Raw genomic sequence first — 20,663 nt, 5'->3', positions numbered from 1 at the left:
CGGATTCAGCCGGGTCGGCTCAGGTTGCGGGCGGCAGCCCGCACCCGGGTGTCGTTCAGAAGGGAAACAACATCGGCGCCAAAAGGACTGTCACGACCATAAAGACGAGGTTCAGTGGTATTCCGACGCGCAGATAATCGGTGAAGCGGTAGCCGCCGGGGCCGTAAACCATGAGATTGGTCTGGTACCCGAGCGGCGTCGAGAACGACGCCGACGCGCCAATCATGACCGCAATCACGAACGGCATGAAGCTCACGCCGAGCGATTCGGCGGAGGAAAGAGCGATCGGGAAGACCAGCACGGCGGCGGCATTGTTGGTGATGAGTTCGGTGAACACCGTGGTCACGAGATAGACCGCGAGGAGGACCAGCCAGGGATCGCCGCCGGCCAGCGAGACGATGGAAGACGCAATGCTGGGTGCAGCACCGCTGACATCGAGGGCCTTGCCGATACCGAAAGATGCGCCGATCACGACCAGAACGGAGATGTCGAGGCTCTGACGCGCCTCCGGTCCGGTGCAGCAGCGGGCCACAATCATCGCCCCGGCGGCCACCAACGATGCCACGAGCATATCGAGCCAACCGGCGGTCACGCTGGCGACCATCGCCACGAGGATTGCCAGGGCCATCCAGGCGCGCTCGCGGCGCAGGGGCGTGGCGCCGGCGACTCCGCTCACCAGAAAGAAGTCGCGGGAGTTGCGGTGCTGGGCCGCGAAGTCGCGGTGGGTTTCGAGCAGTAGCGTGTCGCCCGGCCGCAGCACGATGTCGCCGATCTTGGCGTGCACGCGCCGGCCGCTGCGCGCGACCGCGATCACGGCGGCGTTGTACACGGAGCGAAAGCGCCCTTCACGAACGCTGTGACCAACCAGCGGGCAGCGGTCGGAAACCACCGCCTCGACCAGGGTGCGCTCCACGGTGCTGCCCTGAAGGCGGAAGACCTGGTTGGTGGCGATCTGCAACCCTCGCGTCTTTTGCAGGTCGAGCACCGAGTCGAGGATGCCGACGAAGACCAACCGGTCGCCGGCGCGCAGGCGCTCCTCGGGACCGACGGCGGGCAGCACCTCGCCGTCGCGCTCGATCTCGGCCAGGTACAAGCCGGGCAGGTGGCGCAGACCCGCGGCCTCCACCGTGCGGCCAACCAGCGGTCCGCCGCCCTGGACAAGCATCTCGACGGTGTACTGCTTCGGATCGTCGCTCAAACTGATCGGTGGCTTGCGGTCCGGGAGCAACCAGCGGCCCAACACCAAGAGGTAGGCCGTACCGGCAACGGCACACGCCAGCCCCACCGGCGTGATGTCGAACATGCCCAGGGCCTGTGTATCTCGATGGGCGATCAACAGGCCGTTGACCACCAGGTTCGTACTGGTGCCGATCAGCGTGCAGACGCCGCCAAAGATCGCCGCGTAGCTGAGGGGCAAAAAGAGCTTCGACGGACTGATGCGCGCTTTCTTGCAAATGTCCTCCACCACGGGCAGGAACATCGCCACCACCGGCGTGTTGTTGAGGAACGCGCTCAGCCCCATAACGGGGAGCATTAAACGCGCCTGCGCCGTCAACACCGTCCTCGGAGAACCGAGCAAAGGCTCGGTTATCATCGCCATTGCCTGGGTGCGCACCAGGCCCTCCACGACAATGTAGAGAGCGGCCACGGTCAGCAGTCCGGGGTTACCGAAGCCGGCAAAGGCATCCGCTGCATCGGGTAATTTTTCGGAGCCGGCGAGCATCCCTATCGCCGTCAGGCCGGTAACGCCCGCCATCACGACGAGGTCCGAACCGGCCCACGCGCGCGCCAGCGCCACGATCACAAAGACCGTGACGGCAATCGTTAGCCAAGCCTCCCAGGCCATCGGCGGCGGTCTCTCCTCCCCCCCTGCGAGTTGCCGCGAGAGCCTGCGCGATAATCGCGCCCGGGGCAAGTCCCGAGCCCTTGTAATCCGGCCGAATGTACTTGCGCTTCTATTTACTCGACAGTTCTCGGCGCACTCCCGCCCCGCCGTCGGGCGCCCCGCCCGGCCACCCGGTCGAGTGCGGCAAGAACTGCCGCAGACGACGGGTGATCTCCCGCCTCGGCGCTGACGTACGCGAACTCGACCCGGTTACCCGGGGCGATGACAAATACGCCCCCCTGCTGCCACGGGTCGCCGCGCGTCGCGCCCTGGCGCTTGCCTTCGCGAAACGCTTGCAGTCCGCGGAGAAGCACACCTGGACCGAGGGAACTGCGCAAACCACGCCTGAGACCTGCGGCGGCGTAGGCGTGCAACTCCGGATCGACGAAGAGCGGGGACGTCACTTGCTCCCGGTCCCTGAAGTCGGCGGCATGCTCCGGCCGCCCGTTACCGACCACGATCAACTCGGCCCCACGGCCACGGATCTCTGCGAGTGCGTCGCGCAACTGCGCAACCTGCTGGCGGCAGAAGATTCATCCGAAATGGCGGATGAAGGCGAGCACCACGGTCTTCTTGGCCCACAGATCCCCGAGGCGCACCTGCCGTCCCTCGGGGTCGAGGACGCCGATATTCTCCAACCTGTCGGCTGCGTTCACGGTTCTTCCTCCCTCGGCCCCGCCATGGCGGGCGGCGCCAGCGCAACGCGTGTCATCTCGGTTTCCGTCGTCGCCAGGCAGTCCAGCACCAGGCCACGACCGGGCTTGACTCCCGCAGCTACCGCGGGAGCGTCAGCACCGCCCAACCATAGTTCGACTCGATCCGGCAATGCCGCCTGAATTTGGGCGATCTCCCCGATCGCGCGGGCACGGTTCTCGGGCGTTATCAGACTGAGCCCCAGCACGCGCGCGCGCACACGTTTCACAGCGGTCACAACGTCCACCGCCGGCAGATCGGCGCCCAGATAAACCACGTTCAATCCCGCGTCCTGCGCCAGCAAAGCCACCAACAGCAAACCGATCTCATGTCGTTCGCCGGCCGGCGTGGCCAGTACGATCGGGGTGCCATGGACCGCTCGGCCCTGAATCAAGCCGGCAAGGAGGTTACGCAACATACCGGTGAGCAGGTGCTCCTGTGCGATCGAAGTCGTGCCGTCGGCCCAACAGATACCGACCCTGCGGACCAACGGCAGCACAACCTCGTAGACGAAGCGCCGCATGCCCAGACCGACAACCGCATCGCCGAGCAAGCGGGCCACAGCGGCGTGGTCGAAGCGCTCCAGCCGCTCCATCACCCGGTCGACGAACTCATCTCTCGGCAGGGGCGTCGCCCGGGCCTCCACGCCATGCTCGCCGCTCGTCGGAGGCACTGCCAACCTTTCGATCTCGCCACGGCTCAACACGGCGACATCGCCGATCGCCCGGCCGGCGCGCACCACGCGGGCGAGCAGCCGCAGGTGTGCGATGTCGTCGGCGGAATAAAGGCGCGCACCGCGCGCCCCACGAACCGGACTCACCACCGCGTAACGCTTCTCCCAGGCGCGAATGATGTCCGGAGTCAGTCCCGTCATCGCCGCCACCGTCCGCAACGGAAAGGCATCGTGGACCGCAACGCGATTCGCCGGCCCGGCAGCTTCCCGCGCCACGCCGCGCCCCCTCGGTGAGTCTTTCGATCTACCGCCCATAACGCTCAAGTCCTGTCATCACACCCCGTATCGGCCGACGCCGGGGCAAGAGAATCGGCACGCGTTGGGGTTCCGATCGCAGACGGTTGCGGTTTGGCGTGGGCCGTCACCCAGGCATCGACCGCCCCCCACTGACTGTCGAGCCACTCGGTGCGGCCCTCCGTAGTGCGCGGGATGTCCGCAGCGGGCACGCGCCAGAAACACAGCGTCACAGTGCGACCAATCAGCTTTCCACTCCAAATATCGTTCAGATTGGCGGTGCCCTCGAAACCGGCATGCGCGAGGAACACGACGTCGATGTCCGGACGGGTTTCCAGGAGCGCCAGCACGCCCGCGCGGTGAGGCGGCAGAACGTGCTGTAGACGTTGCGCACTTGCCCACCGCGCAGACTGCTGCGTACTGGCCAGATGGGCCAGTGCACGCTCGCGCTTCGCCGGCGTAAAGCGGGTCCCCTCCGGAAAGAGCAATACCCCGTCGCGCTCGACCGCTGCCGCCGCGAGTCCGCGCAGCAGTGCCACCTCCCTCTCGCGATTACCGGAGCCGCGCCGGATGAAGGCGTTGCGAGTGCGTTGTCCGACAATATCGAGACACGGATCCCACAACAGCTCTCGCTTCATCACGTGCCCCAGCCGCATCTTGTAAGGGTGCGACACGAACACCGCGGGCAGCAGTGTATCGAGCGTGCTGGCGTGCCGGCTCAACAAGAACAGCGGTCCGCGGCGCACCACCTCGCGGCCGGTGACGACCAGGCGCATGCCGAACAGGCGGGTCGCACCTCCCAGCAGCGTACTCGCCCACAGGTGTTGTAAGCGCAGGTTCCAAGCTTCGCTGCGATCGATACCGCCGCCGGGCCAGAGGCGGTCCGCCACCCATACCAGGAAGCTCGCCGCGATGCCGACAGCCTCGCAAACGAGATAGAGCGTCAATCCCAGCACGCAGCGCAGGGTAACCAGGTGACGATTCCGTCTGGCGGCGTCGATCAGCAGGGCGAGAAGCAACGTCAGCGGCAGCAACGCCACGCTCATGCACGCCAAACCGAGATACAACGGCACCGTGACCGCGCGCCGGGTCCACCGTGCCCTCCAACTCTCTGCAACCGTCAACGGGGTGGTCATCCTCGCTTACCCGCCGCACGCAAACGTCGCCGCGGATCGCTTGCCTGTCTGCCCGAGCGGGGCGCAATTGCGCTGCAGGTCATCGGCCTGCCGCCGTTGCGGCGCTATCCCAGCGCTGCGGGACCATGCGAATCTCGGCCGTTTCGTACCCTTCGCGCGCGAGGAACTCCAGAATACGCCGGTAGTCTGCCTCTGGAATAGTCGGCTGCCGTGCCATTATCCACACGTAGTCGCGCTTCTCTCTTCCGATGACGGTCTGGGTATAGTCGTCGTTCAGATAGACAATGCGGAAGTCGCCCTTGAACGGCCAGACAAACTGCATCCCCCACACCGCATTGCTCTGCCGATCCAGCACGAACCCTTGCGGACGATAGCGTTTGATTTCCCCGTCGAAAGCGCCCTTGCGGTAAGTGAACGTCGTCGCAATCGTACCGTCGTCGTCGAGCCGATAAGACTCTACCGCGTTAAAGGCGTCCGTCTCCACGAAGGTGGGTATGTTGGCGATCACGTACCAGTCGCCCATGAAACGTGGGAGGTCGACGTAAGGCACCGTGCGAATTGGCGGACGTCGCGCGGTCGCACAACTTGCCACTACCATGCTGCCGAGCACTGCGGCCAAGATACCAAGGTTTAGTTTCATCCGGCTCCTCTCGCAGGCACAGCGCCTGCCGTTCTGCCCCCCGCATTCCAAGCTCGCCGAGGGTCACACGTTCGTTTTCCACCGACACCATCCTCAACTGGTCCATATCGCCCCTCGAAGCGCTTGTCAACTTCTGTCAGGGCATCTGTTGACACGCCCTCTTTCGCACGATATTGATGGAAGCCATTGGAGATCGAAGTCCGGAAGCTTCCATGGGAGGTTAGAGATGAGTCGCTGGCTGAATTTCGTCATGTTCTACGCGGGGTGGTTCGCTTGTGTCGGTGGCGCGGCACGAGGGCAATTGTGGCTCGGTCCGGCAGTGGTGGCAGTGTTCCTGCTGGTGCATTTGGCGGGCACTGCGAAGCTGACACAGGAGGCGAGGCTCATCCTGGTGGCGGGGCTGTTCGGCTTCGCGATCGATACGCTGCAAGCGTCTTCGGGTCTTTACTCTTTTGCGGGCACCAGTGTGAAACCGTGGCTGTCCCCGCCCTGGATGGTGGCGCTCTGGATGCTGTTTGCGACTACCCTGAACAGCTCGATGTCGTGGCTGGGCGGCCGCTATGGTCTGGCCGCCGGGCTTGGTGCGGCCTTTGGTCCGGCCAGCTATGTGGCGGGCGCCCGGCTTGGGGCGATTGAACTGTCGGAGAATTCCCTGGTAAGCGTTATTGGAATCGCCATAGTATGGGCAATCGCGATGCCGGCACTGCTTCTCATGCGCCATGCGCTGTGTAGGCCGCGCGGCATGGTTGCCGCGAGACGCGCACGGGTTCCCGTGCACGGTGCCGCCGGCGGCGTGATGAGCGCGATGCTCATCGCGGCACTGGTGGCGCCGGCCGGGGCTGCAACGGAAATCGAAGGGGTGCGCTTCGCTCCGCAGGTGCGCGCGGCGGACGTGAACATGCAACTCAGTTGTGTGGGGCTCCTGCGATATAAGCGGTTCATCAAAGCATACGTCGCCGCGCTGTACGTGGACGAACGGACTGCTCCCGAGGAGGTCCTCAGGGACATCCCGAAACGCCTCGAGTTGAGCTACTTCTGGGGTATCGGCGCCGCGGATTTCGGCAAGGCCGGCGACCAGATTCTCGCGCAGAACGTGGATGCGGAAACGCTGGCCAAGCTGCGGCCGCGTCTCGACACCATAAATAGCTGGTACCGTGACGTCAAGCCCGGCGACCGTTACTCGCTCACCTACGTTCCCGGAGTCGGGACCGAACTGGCGCTGAACGGCGATCCGATCGGTGTAGTGGAAGGTGCGGACTTCGCGGCCGCATACTTCCGCATCTGGCTGGGCGATCGCCCTATCGACGCCAGTCTGCGCGATCAATTGCTCGGTTGCAGTGACTCACGAGCAAGTAGCTGACCTTCCCGCTTGGCGGCATTATCGGCGCACGCAAGGGCGATGTCGCAATTAGCGGCCTCTTTCTCCGGCGAGATCGTCCCCTCGGAGAGGTCCACCTGTCGACACCCCGATCGGCGAGGCGCAGCGGCGAGGTTCCATGAGCGAGTCGGGCAAACGTCCCTCAGGCATGCCCTCCCGGCGGGCGACTGGCTGCAGGCGCGCTCTGCCGCGCCCTCGCCAGCAGCGTCACGCCCAACAACAGCACCGCCGATACGACAAACACGCTGCGCACACCGGTCTGCGACGCGACGTAACCGCCCGCCAGTGGTCCGAGCAGATTGCCCAGCATCGTCGCGCTCGAACAGAGCCCCATCACCCCGCCCCGGTGCTCGGGCGGACTAACGGCGGTCACGAATCCGAACAAGGCCGGCAAGATGCCGGCGACGAAGGCCCCGTAAACCAGCCGCAAGCCCGCCAGTTGCCAGACGTGAGTGGTCGCACCCTGCGCCGCCATCGCCAGTGCGGCCCCCACGAGCGCCACCCTCACCGCGCGGCCGTAACCGATCCGGTCGCCGCGCCGGCCCCACCACGGCCCTGCGACAAGGGCGGTCAGGCCGGTGGCGGCGAACAGCGCGCCGGTGGAAGTCGACAATAGCTTCGCCTCAACGCCGAGGTCCTCCACCAGTAACACAAAGATCGGTTGCAACGTCGTCGTCAGGCTCTGCGACACGACGATCGCGAGCAACGCCCCGCGCAAACCGTGGTGCCGCCACGCCGTTTGCAGGTTCCGCCCCACGCTAACCCGCTGGCCGACGTGCACGCTGCTGCGCGGTTCAGTTAGAAACAGCGCGGCCAGGACGCCGCCAAGCAGACACACCGCGGCCACCAACCCGAAGATGGCCCGGTAGCCGATCAAATCGGCAAGGACGCCGCCGAAAACCGGCCCCACCAGACCAGCCGCCGGGATCACCGATTGCATCAGACCGAGCGCATAGCCTCGTTCTTCGTCCGGAGCCGTCACCGATACGAGCGCCATTCCGGCGGCCAAAAACCCCGACACCGCCCCGAGCGCCAGCCGCCACACGAACAAACCGGCCACCGACATGGCCAGCGCCATACCGAGATACGCCACCGCGCTGCCCGCCAGGGCGCGCACCACCATCATCTTCTGGCCGTAACGGTCTCCGAGCGCACCCCACAGCGGCGTCACCAGAAACGACACCATGAACGGGCCGGACAACAACAACCCGCTCCATCTCACGACCTCCCCGGAATCAGTGACCCCGAGCGTACGCACATACAGCGGCACGAAGGGCAGGATGAGCGACAGACCGATAAATGCGGCGAACAGGATCCCCCACAGCAGGTACAGATTGCGCCGCCACGGTTCCAGCCGCCGGCGGCCGGTTCCCGCCGACTCGCCGGTGGCGGCAGCACCATCGGCACTCACGACGAGCCGCCTGCCGCTCTCAAGCCGCAAAACTCCTCGTAGTCAATTAGCCCGGTGATCGTCGGACGGTCACCGCAAATAGGGCAGTCGGGGTCCTTGCGCAGTTTGTGAATGCGCACTTCCATGCTCAGCGTGTCGAAGTACACCATGCGGCCAATCAGCGGCCGGCCGGCACCGAGCACGAGTTTGACCGTCTCGAGGGCCTGCACACAACCCACCAGTCCAGGCAACACGCCGAGAACACCCGCCTCGGCACAGCTCGGCGCGGCGCCCGGAGGCGGCGGTTCCGGGAACAGGCAGCGATAGCAGGGCCCCTTGCCGGGATAGAACACCGACGCCTGCCCCTCGAACTGGAAAATGCTTCCGTGCACGTTTGGCTTACCCGCCAGCACGCACGCGTCGTTGACGAGATAGCGGGTGGGAAAGTTGTCGCAACCGTCGACGACTATGTCGTAGTCGGCAATGATCCGCATGATGTTGTGGGAGTCGAGCCGCTCGCGATATCCGACGACGTTGACGTCAGGGTTGAGCGCCTGCAGCGCTTCGCGCGCCGAATCGACCTTCGGCATGCCGACACGCTCGGCAGTGTGCAGGATCTGCCTCTGCAAGTTGCTCATGTCGACAATGTCGTGATCCACGATACCGATCGTCCCGATCCCCGCCGCGGCGAGGTAGAACGCGGTCGGCGACCCGAGGCCGCCCGCGCCCACGAGCAGAATCCGCGCATCGAGCAGCTTCGCCTGGCCTGCCTCGCCAACTTCGGGAAGCAGGAAGTGGCGGCTGTAGCGGGTGAGCTGCTCGGCCGAGAACTGGCGATCCTGCTTCCACGGATAGCCCGCGTTCTTCCAGGCCGCGTACCCGCCAGTCATCGAGACGACGTTGCCGTACCCCATCTCCTTGAGTACGCGCGCGGCCAGCAGCGAGCGTACACCGGCCGCGCAATACGCTATGATCGGCACCGACTTGTCGGTAAGGATCTGGTCGGCTCGCATTTCCAGAAAGCCACGCGGCAACGACAACGCACCATCGAGATGCCCCTCGCGGTACTCCTCTCTCTCACGCACGTCGAGGATCACGTAGCCGCCACCGTTGGCGAGCGCCTCTCTCACCTGCTCGATGCTCCATTCGGGTACGTCGCGGCGGGCCGCATCCAGCATGTCTTGAAATGTCTTGGCCATGGTTGGGTTCCCTTTTCAGACTTCTCGGGGCCGGCCGGCACCCGGCTCCAGCCCCCCGCGCGCGGTCAATGGCACCGGTCGGGACCGGAGCGCCGTACCGGCGCGAGACGTGCCGCCTCGATATGGAACTCGATATTCTCGGCAAGGCGGCGGCCTCGCTCGATCAGGGTGCCAGCTTGCAAAAGCCCCTGCTTCTCGAGCGGGTCGATGTCCAGAGCATAGGCGAAGAAATTGACCAGCAGGTCGTCCGTCAGCGAGGGATCCCGCAAGAGGCGGTGCGCGGGGCTCTGCGGTTCCTCGCGCAGGAAGCGACTGAGCAGGTCGATCAAGCGCGCGCGGTCCGCCTCGGCCAGTGCCCCACGACCCACGGCCCGCCAGGCAACCTCCGCCTGCCGATACGTCCGTTCGAAGACGTCGCGGCGAATCTCGAACTCCCGCAGCCCGAGCAGGACGATGTTGTACCGCCCATCCGGCAGCGCCTCGACGTTCACCAGCTTACCCGCGCAGCCGGTGCCGAAAACCTCCGGGTTGCCGTCGTAGTCCTTCTGCCAGTCCCCGCGCAGCATGGTCATGCCGATGATTTCGTGGCCCGCGGCAGCGTCTCGCACCATATCCCGATAGCGCGGCTCGAATATGTGCAGGGGCAACGGCACACCCGGGAACAGCACCACGCTTGGCAATGGAAAGATCGGTATGACGGACGGCAGCTCCATGCGGGTCACCTAAGGGATGACACGCGGCATCCGCTCGTGCAACCGAAGCGGCCTTCATACTGTGACCGCCGCCACGCGCGCCCCGCAGCCGGGACAGAGACCGTACACCGTAACCACCTCGGTATGCACCACATAGCCGGGGCCAAGCGGCCCGGGAGCACGCCGACGGCCGGACCGGGCAGGGTCGATGTCGTGCACCACTCCACAGCGCTCGCAGCAGAAGTGGTCGTGATCGGCGACCATGCCATCGTACCGAGTCACCCTATCCCGCATGTGCAACGCGCGCACCCGCCTCTCAGCCGCTAGCTTCTGCAGGTTGCGATACACGGTGCCCAGGCTGACCGCAGGCATCACCCTCCGCACTCGAGCGTACACCGTATCTGCCGTCGGATGATCGCTAGCGGCACGGACGATCTCGAACACGGCATCGAGCTGCGGCGTACGGCGCGATTTCACGAGGCCTCCAGATCCCGAACAAGCTGCGCCCGCACGGCACCCTCGATAGACGTTGCGTGGCGGTAACGCGGATGGTCGATCGCCAACCGTACCGGCACGCAAACATCGAGAAACGCCAACCGCGCCGCCGCGCCGAGGTTGAACCGCAAGTACTGCACCGCGCTAAGATTGTCTTCCTTGCTGCGGCCGCCCTCGAACTCGGCCGCCACCACCAGGTCCGCGCCGATCTCCAGACGCACACAGCGGTCGATACCGAGAAGGCTGACCAGTGCCTCGCGGATACTTCCCTTCTCGGTGATCTCGATCAGCATGGTCGCGCTGAGCTGCCCGGCGTCGGGGACGAGCTCGTTGTAGGTCTCCACTTCCTGTCGCACCTTGTCGATGTCGACGATGCGCTCGGTCCGCATCATCTCCTGGATCTGGAACAGGGCGGTATCGTGATTCTCGAACACAAAAGTGATGCGGTCACCCACGGGCACCCGACGCTGTTTCTTCAGGGCGATAATGCGCCCGATGAAAGCCGGACGCACCAGCTCGTACCGTTCGAGCCCCATGACCTCGTCGAGACTGACCTTATGCATGGTTTCGTACGCTCGTCCGCAGCCGGCCCCTCCCCGCGCTCACTGGCGTCCGCCCGAACCGCAGCCACCGCCCGTCCCGCACCGCCCCACCCAGCACGTCACCGTCCGATCAAGCCTTCAGGCTATCCACACCCTTGGTGAACCGGGCGGCGTGCGACTTCTCGGCTCGCGCCAGCGTCTCGAACCATTCCGCGACTTCCTCGAAGCCCTCCTCGCGGGCGGTCTTCGCGAAACCGGGATACATCTCGGTGTATTCGTATGTTTCCCCCTCGATGGCCGACTTGAGGTTCTTTTCCGTATCCCCGATCGGCAATCCGGTCGCCGGATCGCCGGCTTCCTTGAGAAAGTCGAGATGTCCGAAGGCATGGCCGGTCTCCGCTTCCGAGGTGTCGCGGAAGAGCCCGCCAATGTCAGGGTAGCCCTCGATGTCCGCCCGGCGAGCAAAGTAAAGATACCGCCGATTGGCTTGCGATTCGCCGGCGAAAGCCGCCTTCAAGTTCTCGTGGGTCTTCGAACCCTTCACGCCCTTAGCCATAACACCCTCCCTAACTGCGAATTATTCCTGATAAGGGCTATCTACTTTGGGGTCGCGGAGGTGTCAATCCCAGTACCGGCCGATCGCACCCGGGCGCTCGTTTAGACGGGCACGGCACCGCCGCAAGACGGTGCGGTAATCGCGACACGGAACCAGCCGGCTCGGAACGAGTCAGGAACCGGTTTCCGTATTCAACTACTTGTTCTGGATTTGAAACCGATTCGGATCGCCGGCTCAGACACCGAGTGCGCGTACGCTCGGGCGTTCGTAAAGCCGCCCGATCCACGCCGCGACATTGTGCAAACGGGGATCGATCTCGACGCCAAGTTGCGACAGGATCACGGCCCGGCCGGCAAACGCCGCGTCCGCAATAGAGAAATCGCCGACCAGAAAAGGCTTGCCGGCGAGTTGCGGCTCCAGCCATTGCAAGACACGTTGAATCTCACCCGAGTACCGCCGAATCTTCTCCTGGTCGCGCTCCGCGTCCGAACGGTGGAGCTCGGTAAGAATGAATACCGTCTGCGGAATAAAGAAGCTGTCGCAGAAGTCCTCGAGCAGTCGCACGCGAGCCCGACCGGCGGAATCCTCGGGCATAAGCGACGGGTTCGGATACTCTTCGTCGAGATACTCGTCGATAATCGTCGAGTCGTACACCACGACGTCCTCGTCCACCAGCACAGGCACCTTCCCGAGCGGGTTCAGCTTGCGGAACTCGGCCGTCTTGTGATCCCCCTTCGCGAGGTCGACGTGCACGAGTTCGTGCTCGAGATCCTTCTCGGCAAGCACGATCCGCACCTTCTGCGAGTAAGGGCAGTCCACATGGTAGTAGAGCTTGATCATCACCGTCTCCGCCTTTGGCCTTTACAGCTTGACACGACGGCAATTCATCGCAGAAAACGTCCGCAGTGTCCACCTTGTGCCGCACTTCAGGGCACGTGGGTCCAGGCATGGTACGAGCTACGGACCAGAGGTCCGGCTTCGACATGCCGAAAGCCGCAGGCCAACCCCTCGCTGCGCCACGCTACGAACTCCGACGGCTCCAGATAACGCGCCACGGGCATCTGTGCCGCCGACGGGCGCAGATACTGACCCAGGGTGAGGATGTCGCACCCGACACCCACGAGGTCGCGAAGCACCGACCGCACCTCCGCTTGCTCCTCCCCCAGACCCAACATCAGGCCCGTCTTGGTGAGTAGCTCGGGCCGCCGCGACTTGGCCCGACCGAGGATCTCGAGGGAGCGCGCATACGACGCCCCCGGCCGCGCACGCCTGTACAACCGCGGCACTGTCTCGACGTTGTGATTGAGGATGTCAATGGGGGCATCGACCACCAAGTCGACCCCAGCGATGTCGGGGCGGAAGTCGGGCACCAGCACTTCGATGCGACACTCGGGCACCCGCGCCCGGATCGCCTGGGCCGTGCGCACGAACTGCCCGGCACCGCCATCGGGCAGGTCGTCCCGATCCACCGACGTCACCACCACGTGTCGCAGACCGAGCTGCACCACTCCCTCGGCGACCCGGGCCGGCTCCAGGGGGTCGACCGGATCTGGGCGCCCATGGACCACCGCGCAAAACGCGCAATTACGGGTGCAGACTTCGCCGAGCAGCATGAAAGTCGCCGTTCGGTGCCCCCAGCACTCGCCGACGTTCGGACAGTGCGCCTCCTCGCAAACGGTGTGCAGGCGCAGCTCCTTGACGATGCGCTTGGTTGCAAAGAAGGCCGGGCCACCAGGTGCCTTGACCTTGATCCACTCCGGGTGGCGTCGGGCGACACTCACGGCCTGCTCTCCATCCCCATCCGTGGCGCCTCCTCCAGGGCGGCCCGGAGGTACTGTACGAGTGTGGCCTGCACGGCACTCAGCGGCGGCGCCGTGCCGAGTAGCCGTTGCATCGAAGTCATGCGCACGGACGGCATGCGACAGGGCACGATGGCATCGAAGAAAGACAGATCGGTGGCGACGTTGAGGGCCACCCCATGCCAGGCAACCCAGCGCCGGACGCCGACGCCGACGGCCGCGATCTTCTCATCGCCCACCCAGGCCCCCGGCGCCCCGCGCCGACGCTCCGCCCCGATACCGAAGGCAGCGCAGGTCGCCATCAGTGCGCCCTCGAGGGTACGTACGTAACGACCCACATCGCGGATGCGCCCCCGTAAAGCCACGATCGGATAGGCAACGACCTGCCCCGGGCCGTGATAGGTCACACCGCCGCCACGACCGACACGAAATACCGGAACCCCGAGCCTGGCGTCGGCGCCGCAAAGGTCGGCGACGTCTGCACCCCGACCCAGGGTATAGACCGATTCGTGCTCGACGACGAGCAGATAATCGGTATCGTCGCCGCCGAGTTTGCACTCCAGCAGTTGGCACTGTAACGCCAGCGCGTCGGCGTAGGAACAACGCCCCAGATCGCGCACGGTGAACGACATCGAGAGGTACGCTAGTGGAACTTCTCTAACGCCGCAACGACACCGTCGGCGCGGCCAATTGCAGGAAGACCGCGACGCGGACGAGCCCGGCGGCCCGAGTTCACTAAGAACCGAGGTGCAGCCGGAAGAAGTCTAACGCGCGTTGCCACGCGTCTTTCGCAGCTGCGGGATGATACGCGTCAGGGCGGGTGTCGTTGAAGAAGGCATGCCCGGCGCCGGCATACGACTTGATCTTGAACTGCTTCCCCGCCTTCCGCAGCGTACCTTCGAGGGCCTTGACGTCGGCCCGCGGAATCAGCGCGTCCTCCGCACCGAACAGCCCAAGGTAGGGGCACTGCAGCCGGGCCGCCATTTCCAGTGGACTCTCCGGTTTGTGGGGTGGCGTCTGTGCATAGCGCAACATACCGTAGAAGCTCACACAAGCCGCGAGGCCCGGCACCGCGCAGGCAGCCATCAGGGCATACTGGCCGCCCATACAGAATCCGGCGATGCCGATCGATCGCGATCGCACTTCGGGACGAATCGCCAGGTACCGCACGGCACACTCGATGTCTCCGAGGACACGTCGATCGTCGAGGGCGGCCATGTGCCGGGAGATTGCCTCCATGTCGGGCAGCTCAGGCGTACCCTCACGGCTGTAAAGGTCCAGGGCCAGGCAGAAAAAGCCGGCCGCCGCAAAACGACAGGCGACCTCGCGGTAGTGATCCCCGAGGCCGCGTACGTCGTGGATAAGAACTACTGCCGGCCGCCGGTCATCGCGTCTCAACCAGGCGGCAAATGCGCGCAGGCGTTCCCCGTCTCGAACGATCTCCAGGGTCTCGGTTTGCGGACGTACGATCGCCATTTGACGGGCTGCACAGGATGGAGCGCGCCGGATACGCGATTCACACCAGCGAGTCAACGGGGACTGAAGCTTGACACGAAGCGCGCCATCACGGCCCCACCGAACGGCGCACAGCGGCGAGGTCGGCAGGGTCCTTCGGCACCGCGGCCGTGAGCACATCGCACCCGGTGGCGGTCACCAGGACATCGTCCTCGATCCGCACTCCAATACCCGCGAATCGCGGATCGACGTCAACGCAGCCGGGTCCGATGTAGATGCCGGGCTCAACAGTCAGGACCATGCCCGGCACCAAACGCCGTCCGCCCCCGTCGTCTTCCTTGTACGCACCGGCGTCGTGCACATCGAGCCCGAGCCAGTGACTGGTGCGGTGCATATAGAACGGCTTGTACAAATCTTTTTCGAGAATCTCCGCGCGCTCTCCGAGCAGAACGCGCAGGTCGAGGAGCCCATCGACAATGACCTCCACGGCACGCCGATGAACGTCGTCGATGCGCGCCTCGGCGCGCACTACCGAGATCGCCTCGGCTTGCGCGCGCAGCACGACCTCGTAAATCGCGCGCTGCGCCGGGGTGAAGTCCCGCCCAACCGGATATGTCCGGGTGATGTCGGCACAGTAGCCGTCGAACTCGGCTCCCGCGTCGACAAGTAACAGATCGCCATCACGCATCGTTCGCTCGTTGGCCGTATAGTGCAGAACCGTCGCGTTGATCCCGGAGGCCACAATCGATGGGTACGCCGGCCCGTTTCCACCCAGACGACGGAACGTATGATCGATGAGGGCCTCGACGGCGTATTCCGGCTCGCCGTGGCGGGCGCTCCGCATCGCCAGGAGATGGGCTTCCGCCGAAATCCCCGCCGCCCGCCGCATGCGATCGATCTCTTCGTCGCGCTTGATCAGACGCTGCTCGTGGACAATAGGAGCGGGGTCGAGCAGGGCAGTTGGGCCCTTTCCCGTGCGCGGCCTGCACTGCTGCCAATGCCGCAGCCACCCGAGAACGCGCTCCGCAAAGGCCCGATCGCGACCGACCGCGCAGTAAAGAGCATCCCGCTCCCCGACGTACTCGACGATCTTTTGATCGAGCGTGTCGATCGGATGGGCCGACTGCGCTCCGTACTGCTCGACGGCCCCCTCGACGCCGGTGCGCGGACCGGTCCAGGTCTCGCGCTCGGGATTGCGCGGCCGCACAAAGAGCACGAACTCGTCGGTCGGATGCCCGGGCAGAAGAAGGCAGACGGCCTCGGGCTCGGGGAACCCGGTGAGATACAGCAGGTCGGCATCGGGACGATAGCGGTGCTCCACGTCCGCCGCTCGCATCGCCACGGGCGCCGCCGGAAAGACCGCGGCCCCCCGGGCTCCAATGCGATCCAGAACAACGCGGCGGCGCTCAGCGTACACTTCCAGGGGGAGCGGCATCGCGTCAAGAGTTATCGAGTCGACGTCGGGGCCGCAAGGCGGGCGCCGGTGCAATGTCGAGATCGGCGAGGCGCACGCCGACCAACGGATACCAATCGACTGCCACCCCCCGAATCGACACCGCCGGACGTCTGAGACGACTCCGGGACAGGCGCCAATTTTTATCTACCTCTCAACGACCGCCCTCGCACTTCACGCCCCCGCCCGTTGCGCCAGCGCCGACATAACCCCGCGTACCACGTCCAGAGGCACGGGCACGATGACGGTGCGATTGTTCTCGATGCCGATCTGCGCCAGCGCCTGCAGCATACGCAATTGAATCGCCATCGGCTCGCGCTGCATGATCTCCGCCGCCTCCGCCAACCGCACCGCGGCCTGATACTCGCCCTCCGCGTTTATGACCTTGGCGCGGCGCAGCCGCTCGGCTTCCGCCTGGCGGGCAATCGAGCGCTGCATCTCGGCCGGCAAATCGATGTGCTTCACCTCTACGAGCACTACCTTCACGCCCCACGGCTCGGTGTGCGTATCGATTATCTCCTGCAAACGTGTGTTGAAGTGTTCTCGCTCGGAGAGAAGCTCGTCCAGCATCGCCTGACCGCACACGCTGCGCAGCGTGGTCTGCGCGATTTGCGATGTGGCGTAAAGATAGTTCTGCACCTCGATCACGGCACGGCTGGCATCCAGAACCCGGAAGTAAAGAACCGCGTTCACCTTGACGGACACGTTGTCGCGCGTGATCACGTCCTGCGACGGCACATCGAACGTGACCGTTCTGACGTCGACGCGGAACATCTGTTCCACCAGCGGGATAACGTACACGATACCGGGACCCCGCGACGGCACGAGCCGCCCCAGGCGAAACACGACACCACGCTCGTATTCACGGAGGATCTTCAGTCCACTGGCCACCAGAACGACCAGCACAAGGACCACGGTCGCAGCGCCACCGAACATCGCGCCGGCAACCTATCAGATCGGAAGTGGCCCCGGCAATTGCGGAGCGCGCGAAACACCATTGCAGGCCCCTTCTCGCGCGCGTACGCTCTGTTGCATGTTTGCGGCTCTGTCGCCAAATACCCAGCGCGTTCTGAACTCGCTGGCGTACACGGCCCTGGTCGCCGTGGTCGCCGGACTCGGCTACCTCACCTTCGAGGTCGGCAGTCGCAAGACCGCTCCGGGACCCGTCGCCGACGAACCCGGCCCCGAAGCGCTCATCGACGTCGACGCCTTCTCCACGCGTTTGGTGCGCACCACCGAGGGGGAGCGCCTCAACATGGCTTTACGCCTCCGCCTCACCCGCCCCGGCATCCTCGACTGCCACGTGTACCTCGTCGCTCGCAACGACCGCGCCACCCCCAAGCTCTGGGCAGTCTGGCCACCGGAGGCGGCGGGCAGCAACGTTACCGGCGGCGGCCACTTCCGCGGCGGCGCTACCCCGAGAGGCGAACCCATATCGGTCGGCGCAGGCTGGACTCGCGTGGCTGGCACTGTGAGCCACGCCACCGGCCGGCCACCGTTTGAAACCGTCGTGCTCTACGTCGTCGCCCGCAATGGGCAGGTGCTGCTGGCGCGGCCATTCCCCATCTGAGGGCCGCAACCGGGGCATATCTCCGCTCGATTAGATCGAGACAGGGTACGACGCCGCTACAAGGCGCGCGCCGCCAATCCAGTGAGCCGCGGGTCGCGGGTGGCGTGGCGTCTCAGCGACCCGCCGAACCCGCTACGTGACGGACCTCGGCCGACCGCCGGCCGATGTCCTCTCCTGACAAAGCCGGTACGGCGCTCAGCCAGGTACCAAGCTGCGTGCGGATCGAGGTCGGCGACCAACTGAAGTGCTGACAAATCGAAACAAAGCTGAAGGTGTGATGATGATCTTCGGCAAGAAAGTACTGCGAAGCCGTCTTGCGACGAATCGGGTCGGGACTGCGCAAGTCCCAGTACGCCGAGTCGACCACCGCGAGCAGCAACCGTTCCTCCGGACGCAGCGCCGCGCGCGCAAACCCTTCGGTCATATCGATCAACGGGAACCTCATCTCGTACCCACCCTCACGCGAGTCCGTAGCGGCACACCCCGCAGCCCATCCGCCCTGACAATGCTCCTGAAGCCACCCGCCTCGGCCGCCGCAGCGAGAGTCATTACCACGACGCCTCGCCAGCGCGCAACGAGGATTTTCACTATGTGCCTAACGGCACCGATTCCTGGCTGAGAAGTCCCTACGGAGACCGCCGGTGCTCGTGCAGCGGCGCCTCATCGAGGTCCGCATCAGGTCGACCCAATGCCCCTAACCGATCGGTATCACATCTAAAACTCCCGCACCTTCGGCGTCGGTGGTATGATCGCCGGCTTCTCCCGGCGCTTGGGTTCGGAGTCCTCGCCCGGCTCTTCGAAGTCCTCCGGGGCGACCTCCTCCGGCTCCTCGGATTCGAACCGCTCCAGACGAGACTCACGGCCTTCCGTACTCTCGAGGCCCGGTCGCCGGGAACGGCGACCGTAGACCCGCATGCAATGCTCCACCCAGGCAGGCGAGGACCCGAGATCTCTGGCCACCCTGGGGATTTCGGGCGAACCACCGCCGTTGATACGGATCGACCTGTTGACCTCGCCGATCACCTCGGCGCAAGGCACCTGACCGGCCGACACGTCGGATGCCAGGAGCGGCACCGCGCACGCAGCCAAACAGAACAACGTCCGCACAGGCACCATGCCGTTCTACTACCACAGCCATCACCCCGGCGTAAGGCGGCAACCCCGACCTTCGGCGGGCCCGCGTTGACAGCCTGATGGGCGCTAGGCATCATTCCCCGGTTCAGCCTCAATCCCCCTCCCGGAGACTCATAATGGCCGTAATCCATAAGAAAAAGGGCAATTTCCTCGAAGACTTCCGCGTCGGCCACACGTTTCGCCACAAAGTCGGCAAGACGGTCACCGAAGGCCTGTTCAACGCCTTTACCGAATTCACGATGACCACCAACCCGCTGAGCAAGAACCGGCACTACGCCGAACGCTACGGGTATCGCGATCTGATCTGTCCGCCCGGACTGACCATGGCCGTTGTCTTCAGCCAAAGCGTCGAAGATATCTCCGAGAATGCCCGCGCCAACCTCGAATACATCGACATGCGCTTCGGCGCACCTTTGTTCGTGGGCGACACCGTCGAGGTGTCGTCAGTCGTTCTCGGAGTTCGGCCGTCCAGCCGCGAACCCGTTCTCGGAGTCGTGCACGTGCAGACCACCGGCCGCAACCAGAACCGCGAGGTCGTCCTGACCTACGAACGCAAGGTACAGGTCTGGAAATCGGATCCGCGCATCGAAGTGAAGGAAGCCACCATCGCCGCCGTCCCCCCCGTACAGTGCGATCTCGAGCTGCCGCCGTACGACCCCGGGCGCAACTACGGTGAACTCGCACACCTCACCAGCCCCGACACCTACTTCGAGGACTTCAATGTTGGCGACACGATCGAGCATTCGCGCGGGCGCGTGATGACCAGCGAGCATATCGCCATGACGGCGATGCTCGACAATACCTCCCAGGTGCACTGCAACCAGTACATGATCGACCGCAATCCGGAGAAGTTCCTCGGCGGCAAGCTGATTGTCTACGGCGGCATTCCCTTCCAACTCTGCCTCGGCCTGTCGTGTCCCGATATCGCCGACAATACGATCGCCGACATCGGTTATAGGACGGGCCGGCACACCGCTCCCATCTTTGCCGGGGATACGGTCTTTGCATCGACCGAGATCAGCGACAAACGCGACTTCGCCGGCCGGCCCGACCTTGGAGTGCTGTCCGTCATTCTCCGCGGCCACAAATTCCTCCGCAAGAATGACGACTTCGAAAAGGTCGATATCTTCTATCTGGAGCGCGAACTCGCCACGAAACGCCGCAGTCATTACGCCTGAGAGTTGGCGGCGGCTTTCCCCGGCATACCTACCCCTTCGACAGGGATCGGAACCGGCGCTCGATGGACTGCGGCGACCAGTACGGGCTGAGTCGCGAGAAAGGGATGGGTGCTCTCCAAATTCGAGTCGCGCGCGAGGCGGCAGGTGCGCGCTCGGAAGTCTCCTTCCCACCCATCCCTTCCGGTGGACTGCGGGGGCACTGTGCTGACCACCGGTGCTTCTCGCTGGTTCCTTCGTAGAGCAAACCGGATACCAAGCCTTCTCTCGCCACCACGGGCCGCGACATATCTCACGCGGGCTTCCGGCACTTCTGTTCGGGTGTTCCGTGGGCGGAACACTGGTCAACTTGTGGAGACAGCCGTATGGAAGTGTGGTCGCCGAACAAGGCCGCGATTGCGCCCGCAGTGGCCGCCCCCCGCGAACCAGAAAAGACCGCCACGCACGCGGCTCGGCAGAGCACCGGTCAGATGATCGTCTACATGCCGGCGCAGGGGACCTGAA

23 protein-coding genes are annotated in these 20,663 nt (G+C 64.9%); 4 read left to right on the top strand and 19 right to left on the bottom strand.

The window, feature by feature from the left end:
- Positions 1 to 55: 55 nt before the first annotated feature.
- From L6Q96_13275 to L6Q96_13255, 5 genes are all read right to left on the bottom strand, one after another.
- Positions 56 to 1,846 carry an SLC13 family permease gene (locus L6Q96_13275; GenBank protein ID MCK6555531.1) on the bottom strand — a complete coding sequence of 597 codons (1,791 nt, stop codon included), beginning with the start codon at positions 1,844 to 1,846 and terminating at the stop codon, positions 56 to 58.
- A gap of 113 nt (positions 1,847 to 1,959) precedes the next feature.
- A complete protein-coding gene (locus tag L6Q96_13270; protein ID MCK6555530.1) occupies positions 1,960 to 2,391 on the bottom strand; it encodes an AhpC/TSA family protein in 432 nt (143 codons plus the stop codon).
- Positions 2,392 to 2,537: 146 nt separating this feature from the next.
- Positions 2,538 to 3,527, bottom strand: a complete 990-nt coding sequence (locus L6Q96_13265) for a MerR family transcriptional regulator (protein ID MCK6555529.1) — start codon at positions 3,525 to 3,527, stop codon at positions 2,538 to 2,540.
- Between the two features lie 44 nt (positions 3,528 to 3,571).
- Positions 3,572 to 4,681 carry a lysophospholipid acyltransferase family protein gene (locus L6Q96_13260; GenBank protein ID MCK6555528.1) on the bottom strand — a complete coding sequence of 370 codons (1,110 nt, stop codon included), beginning with the start codon at positions 4,679 to 4,681 and terminating at the stop codon, positions 3,572 to 3,574.
- Positions 4,682 to 4,760: 79 nt separating this feature from the next.
- Entirely contained in the window at positions 4,761 to 5,321 is a 561-nt protein-coding gene (locus L6Q96_13255) for a lipocalin family protein (protein MCK6555527.1), read from the bottom strand.
- A 226-nt stretch (positions 5,322 to 5,547) separates the two neighbouring features.
- Between L6Q96_13255 and L6Q96_13250 the strand changes: the two genes are divergently transcribed.
- The gene (locus L6Q96_13250; GenBank protein MCK6555526.1) at positions 5,548 to 6,681 is read left to right on the top strand and encodes a DUF2878 family protein; all 1,134 of its coding nucleotides are present in this window, start codon (positions 5,548 to 5,550) and stop codon (positions 6,679 to 6,681) included.
- 160 nt (positions 6,682 to 6,841) lie between these two features.
- On the opposite strand, the gene L6Q96_13245 is transcribed toward L6Q96_13250, so the two are convergent.
- The 12 genes from L6Q96_13245 to L6Q96_13190 all read right to left on the bottom strand — a co-directional run bounded on the left by L6Q96_13245 (position 6,842) and on the right by L6Q96_13190 (position 17,216).
- Positions 6,842 to 8,110: an MFS transporter gene (locus L6Q96_13245; GenBank protein ID MCK6555525.1), complete on the bottom strand. Its 1,269-nt coding sequence runs from the start codon at positions 8,108 to 8,110 to the stop codon at positions 6,842 to 6,844.
- Entirely contained in the window at positions 8,107 to 9,288 is a 1,182-nt protein-coding gene (moeB, locus tag L6Q96_13240) for a molybdopterin-synthase adenylyltransferase MoeB (protein ID MCK6555524.1), read from the bottom strand. The genes L6Q96_13245 and moeB overlap by 4 nt, the downstream gene beginning before the upstream one ends.
- A gap of 65 nt (positions 9,289 to 9,353) precedes the next feature.
- The gene (locus L6Q96_13235) at positions 9,354 to 10,001 is read right to left on the bottom strand and encodes an LON peptidase substrate-binding domain-containing protein (protein MCK6555523.1); all 648 of its coding nucleotides are present in this window, start codon (positions 9,999 to 10,001) and stop codon (positions 9,354 to 9,356) included.
- Positions 10,002 to 10,055: 54 nt separating this feature from the next.
- On the bottom strand, positions 10,056 to 10,457 hold the full coding sequence (locus L6Q96_13230) for a transcriptional repressor (protein MCK6555522.1): 402 nt from the start codon (positions 10,455 to 10,457) through the stop codon (positions 10,056 to 10,058).
- The gene (locus tag L6Q96_13225; GenBank protein ID MCK6555521.1) at positions 10,454 to 11,038 is read right to left on the bottom strand and encodes a DUF3501 family protein; all 585 of its coding nucleotides are present in this window, start codon (positions 11,036 to 11,038) and stop codon (positions 10,454 to 10,456) included. The genes L6Q96_13230 and L6Q96_13225 overlap by 4 nt, the downstream gene beginning before the upstream one ends.
- A 109-nt stretch (positions 11,039 to 11,147) precedes the next feature.
- Positions 11,148 to 11,573 carry a rubrerythrin family protein gene (locus tag L6Q96_13220; GenBank protein ID MCK6555520.1) on the bottom strand — a complete coding sequence of 142 codons (426 nt, stop codon included), beginning with the start codon at positions 11,571 to 11,573 and terminating at the stop codon, positions 11,148 to 11,150.
- A gap of 234 nt (positions 11,574 to 11,807) precedes the next feature.
- A complete protein-coding gene (locus L6Q96_13215) occupies positions 11,808 to 12,413 on the bottom strand; it encodes a glutathione S-transferase family protein (GenBank protein ID MCK6555519.1) in 606 nt (201 codons plus the stop codon).
- 86 nt (positions 12,414 to 12,499) lie between these two features.
- A complete protein-coding gene (gene lipA, locus L6Q96_13210; GenBank protein MCK6555518.1) occupies positions 12,500 to 13,354 on the bottom strand; it encodes a lipoyl synthase in 855 nt (284 codons plus the stop codon).
- A complete protein-coding gene (gene lipB, locus L6Q96_13205) occupies positions 13,351 to 14,004 on the bottom strand; it encodes a lipoyl(octanoyl) transferase LipB (GenBank protein MCK6555517.1) in 654 nt (217 codons plus the stop codon). The genes lipA and lipB overlap by 4 nt, the downstream gene beginning before the upstream one ends.
- A 103-nt stretch (positions 14,005 to 14,107) precedes the next feature.
- Positions 14,108 to 14,848, bottom strand: a complete 741-nt coding sequence (locus L6Q96_13200; protein MCK6555516.1) for a dienelactone hydrolase family protein — start codon at positions 14,846 to 14,848, stop codon at positions 14,108 to 14,110.
- 88 nt (positions 14,849 to 14,936) lie between these two features.
- On the bottom strand, positions 14,937 to 16,262 hold the full coding sequence (locus L6Q96_13195) for an aminopeptidase P N-terminal domain-containing protein (protein ID MCK6555515.1): 1,326 nt from the start codon (positions 16,260 to 16,262) through the stop codon (positions 14,937 to 14,939).
- A gap of 192 nt (positions 16,263 to 16,454) precedes the next feature.
- Positions 16,455 to 17,216: a slipin family protein gene (locus L6Q96_13190; protein MCK6555514.1), complete on the bottom strand. Its 762-nt coding sequence runs from the start codon at positions 17,214 to 17,216 to the stop codon at positions 16,455 to 16,457.
- A 97-nt stretch (positions 17,217 to 17,313) separates the two neighbouring features.
- Here L6Q96_13190 and L6Q96_13185 point away from each other — a divergent pair, with 97 nt between their 5' ends.
- Positions 17,314 to 17,850, top strand: coding sequence for a hypothetical protein (locus tag L6Q96_13185; protein MCK6555513.1), 537 nt, complete (start codon positions 17,314 to 17,316; stop codon positions 17,848 to 17,850).
- A 112-nt stretch (positions 17,851 to 17,962) separates the two neighbouring features.
- Here L6Q96_13185 and L6Q96_13180 read toward each other — a convergent pair whose 3' ends face one another.
- Together L6Q96_13180 and L6Q96_13175 are read right to left on the bottom strand one after the other, a co-directional pair.
- The gene (locus tag L6Q96_13180) at positions 17,963 to 18,295 is read right to left on the bottom strand and encodes a hypothetical protein (GenBank protein ID MCK6555512.1); all 333 of its coding nucleotides are present in this window, start codon (positions 18,293 to 18,295) and stop codon (positions 17,963 to 17,965) included.
- Positions 18,296 to 18,564: 269 nt separating this feature from the next.
- Positions 18,565 to 18,966 carry a hypothetical protein gene (locus tag L6Q96_13175; GenBank protein ID MCK6555511.1) on the bottom strand — a complete coding sequence of 134 codons (402 nt, stop codon included), beginning with the start codon at positions 18,964 to 18,966 and terminating at the stop codon, positions 18,565 to 18,567.
- Positions 18,967 to 19,100: 134 nt separating this feature from the next.
- Here L6Q96_13175 and L6Q96_13170 point away from each other — a divergent pair, with 134 nt between their 5' ends.
- Together L6Q96_13170 and L6Q96_13165 are read left to right on the top strand one after the other, a co-directional pair.
- Positions 19,101 to 20,162, top strand: coding sequence for a MaoC family dehydratase (locus L6Q96_13170; GenBank protein MCK6555510.1), 1,062 nt, complete (start codon positions 19,101 to 19,103; stop codon positions 20,160 to 20,162).
- A 362-nt stretch (positions 20,163 to 20,524) separates the two neighbouring features.
- Positions 20,525 to 20,662, top strand: a complete 138-nt coding sequence (locus L6Q96_13165; protein ID MCK6555509.1) for a hypothetical protein — start codon at positions 20,525 to 20,527, stop codon at positions 20,660 to 20,662.
- The last annotated feature ends 1 nt before the right edge of the window (position 20,663 follow it).

Source organism: Candidatus Binatia bacterium (assembly GCA_023150935.1).
Classification (GTDB): domain Bacteria; phylum Desulfobacterota; class Binatia; order HRBIN30; family HRBIN30; genus JAKLJW01.
Note: the sequence above shows the minus strand (reverse complement) of the source record. Positions and strands in the feature narration are given on the sequence as shown.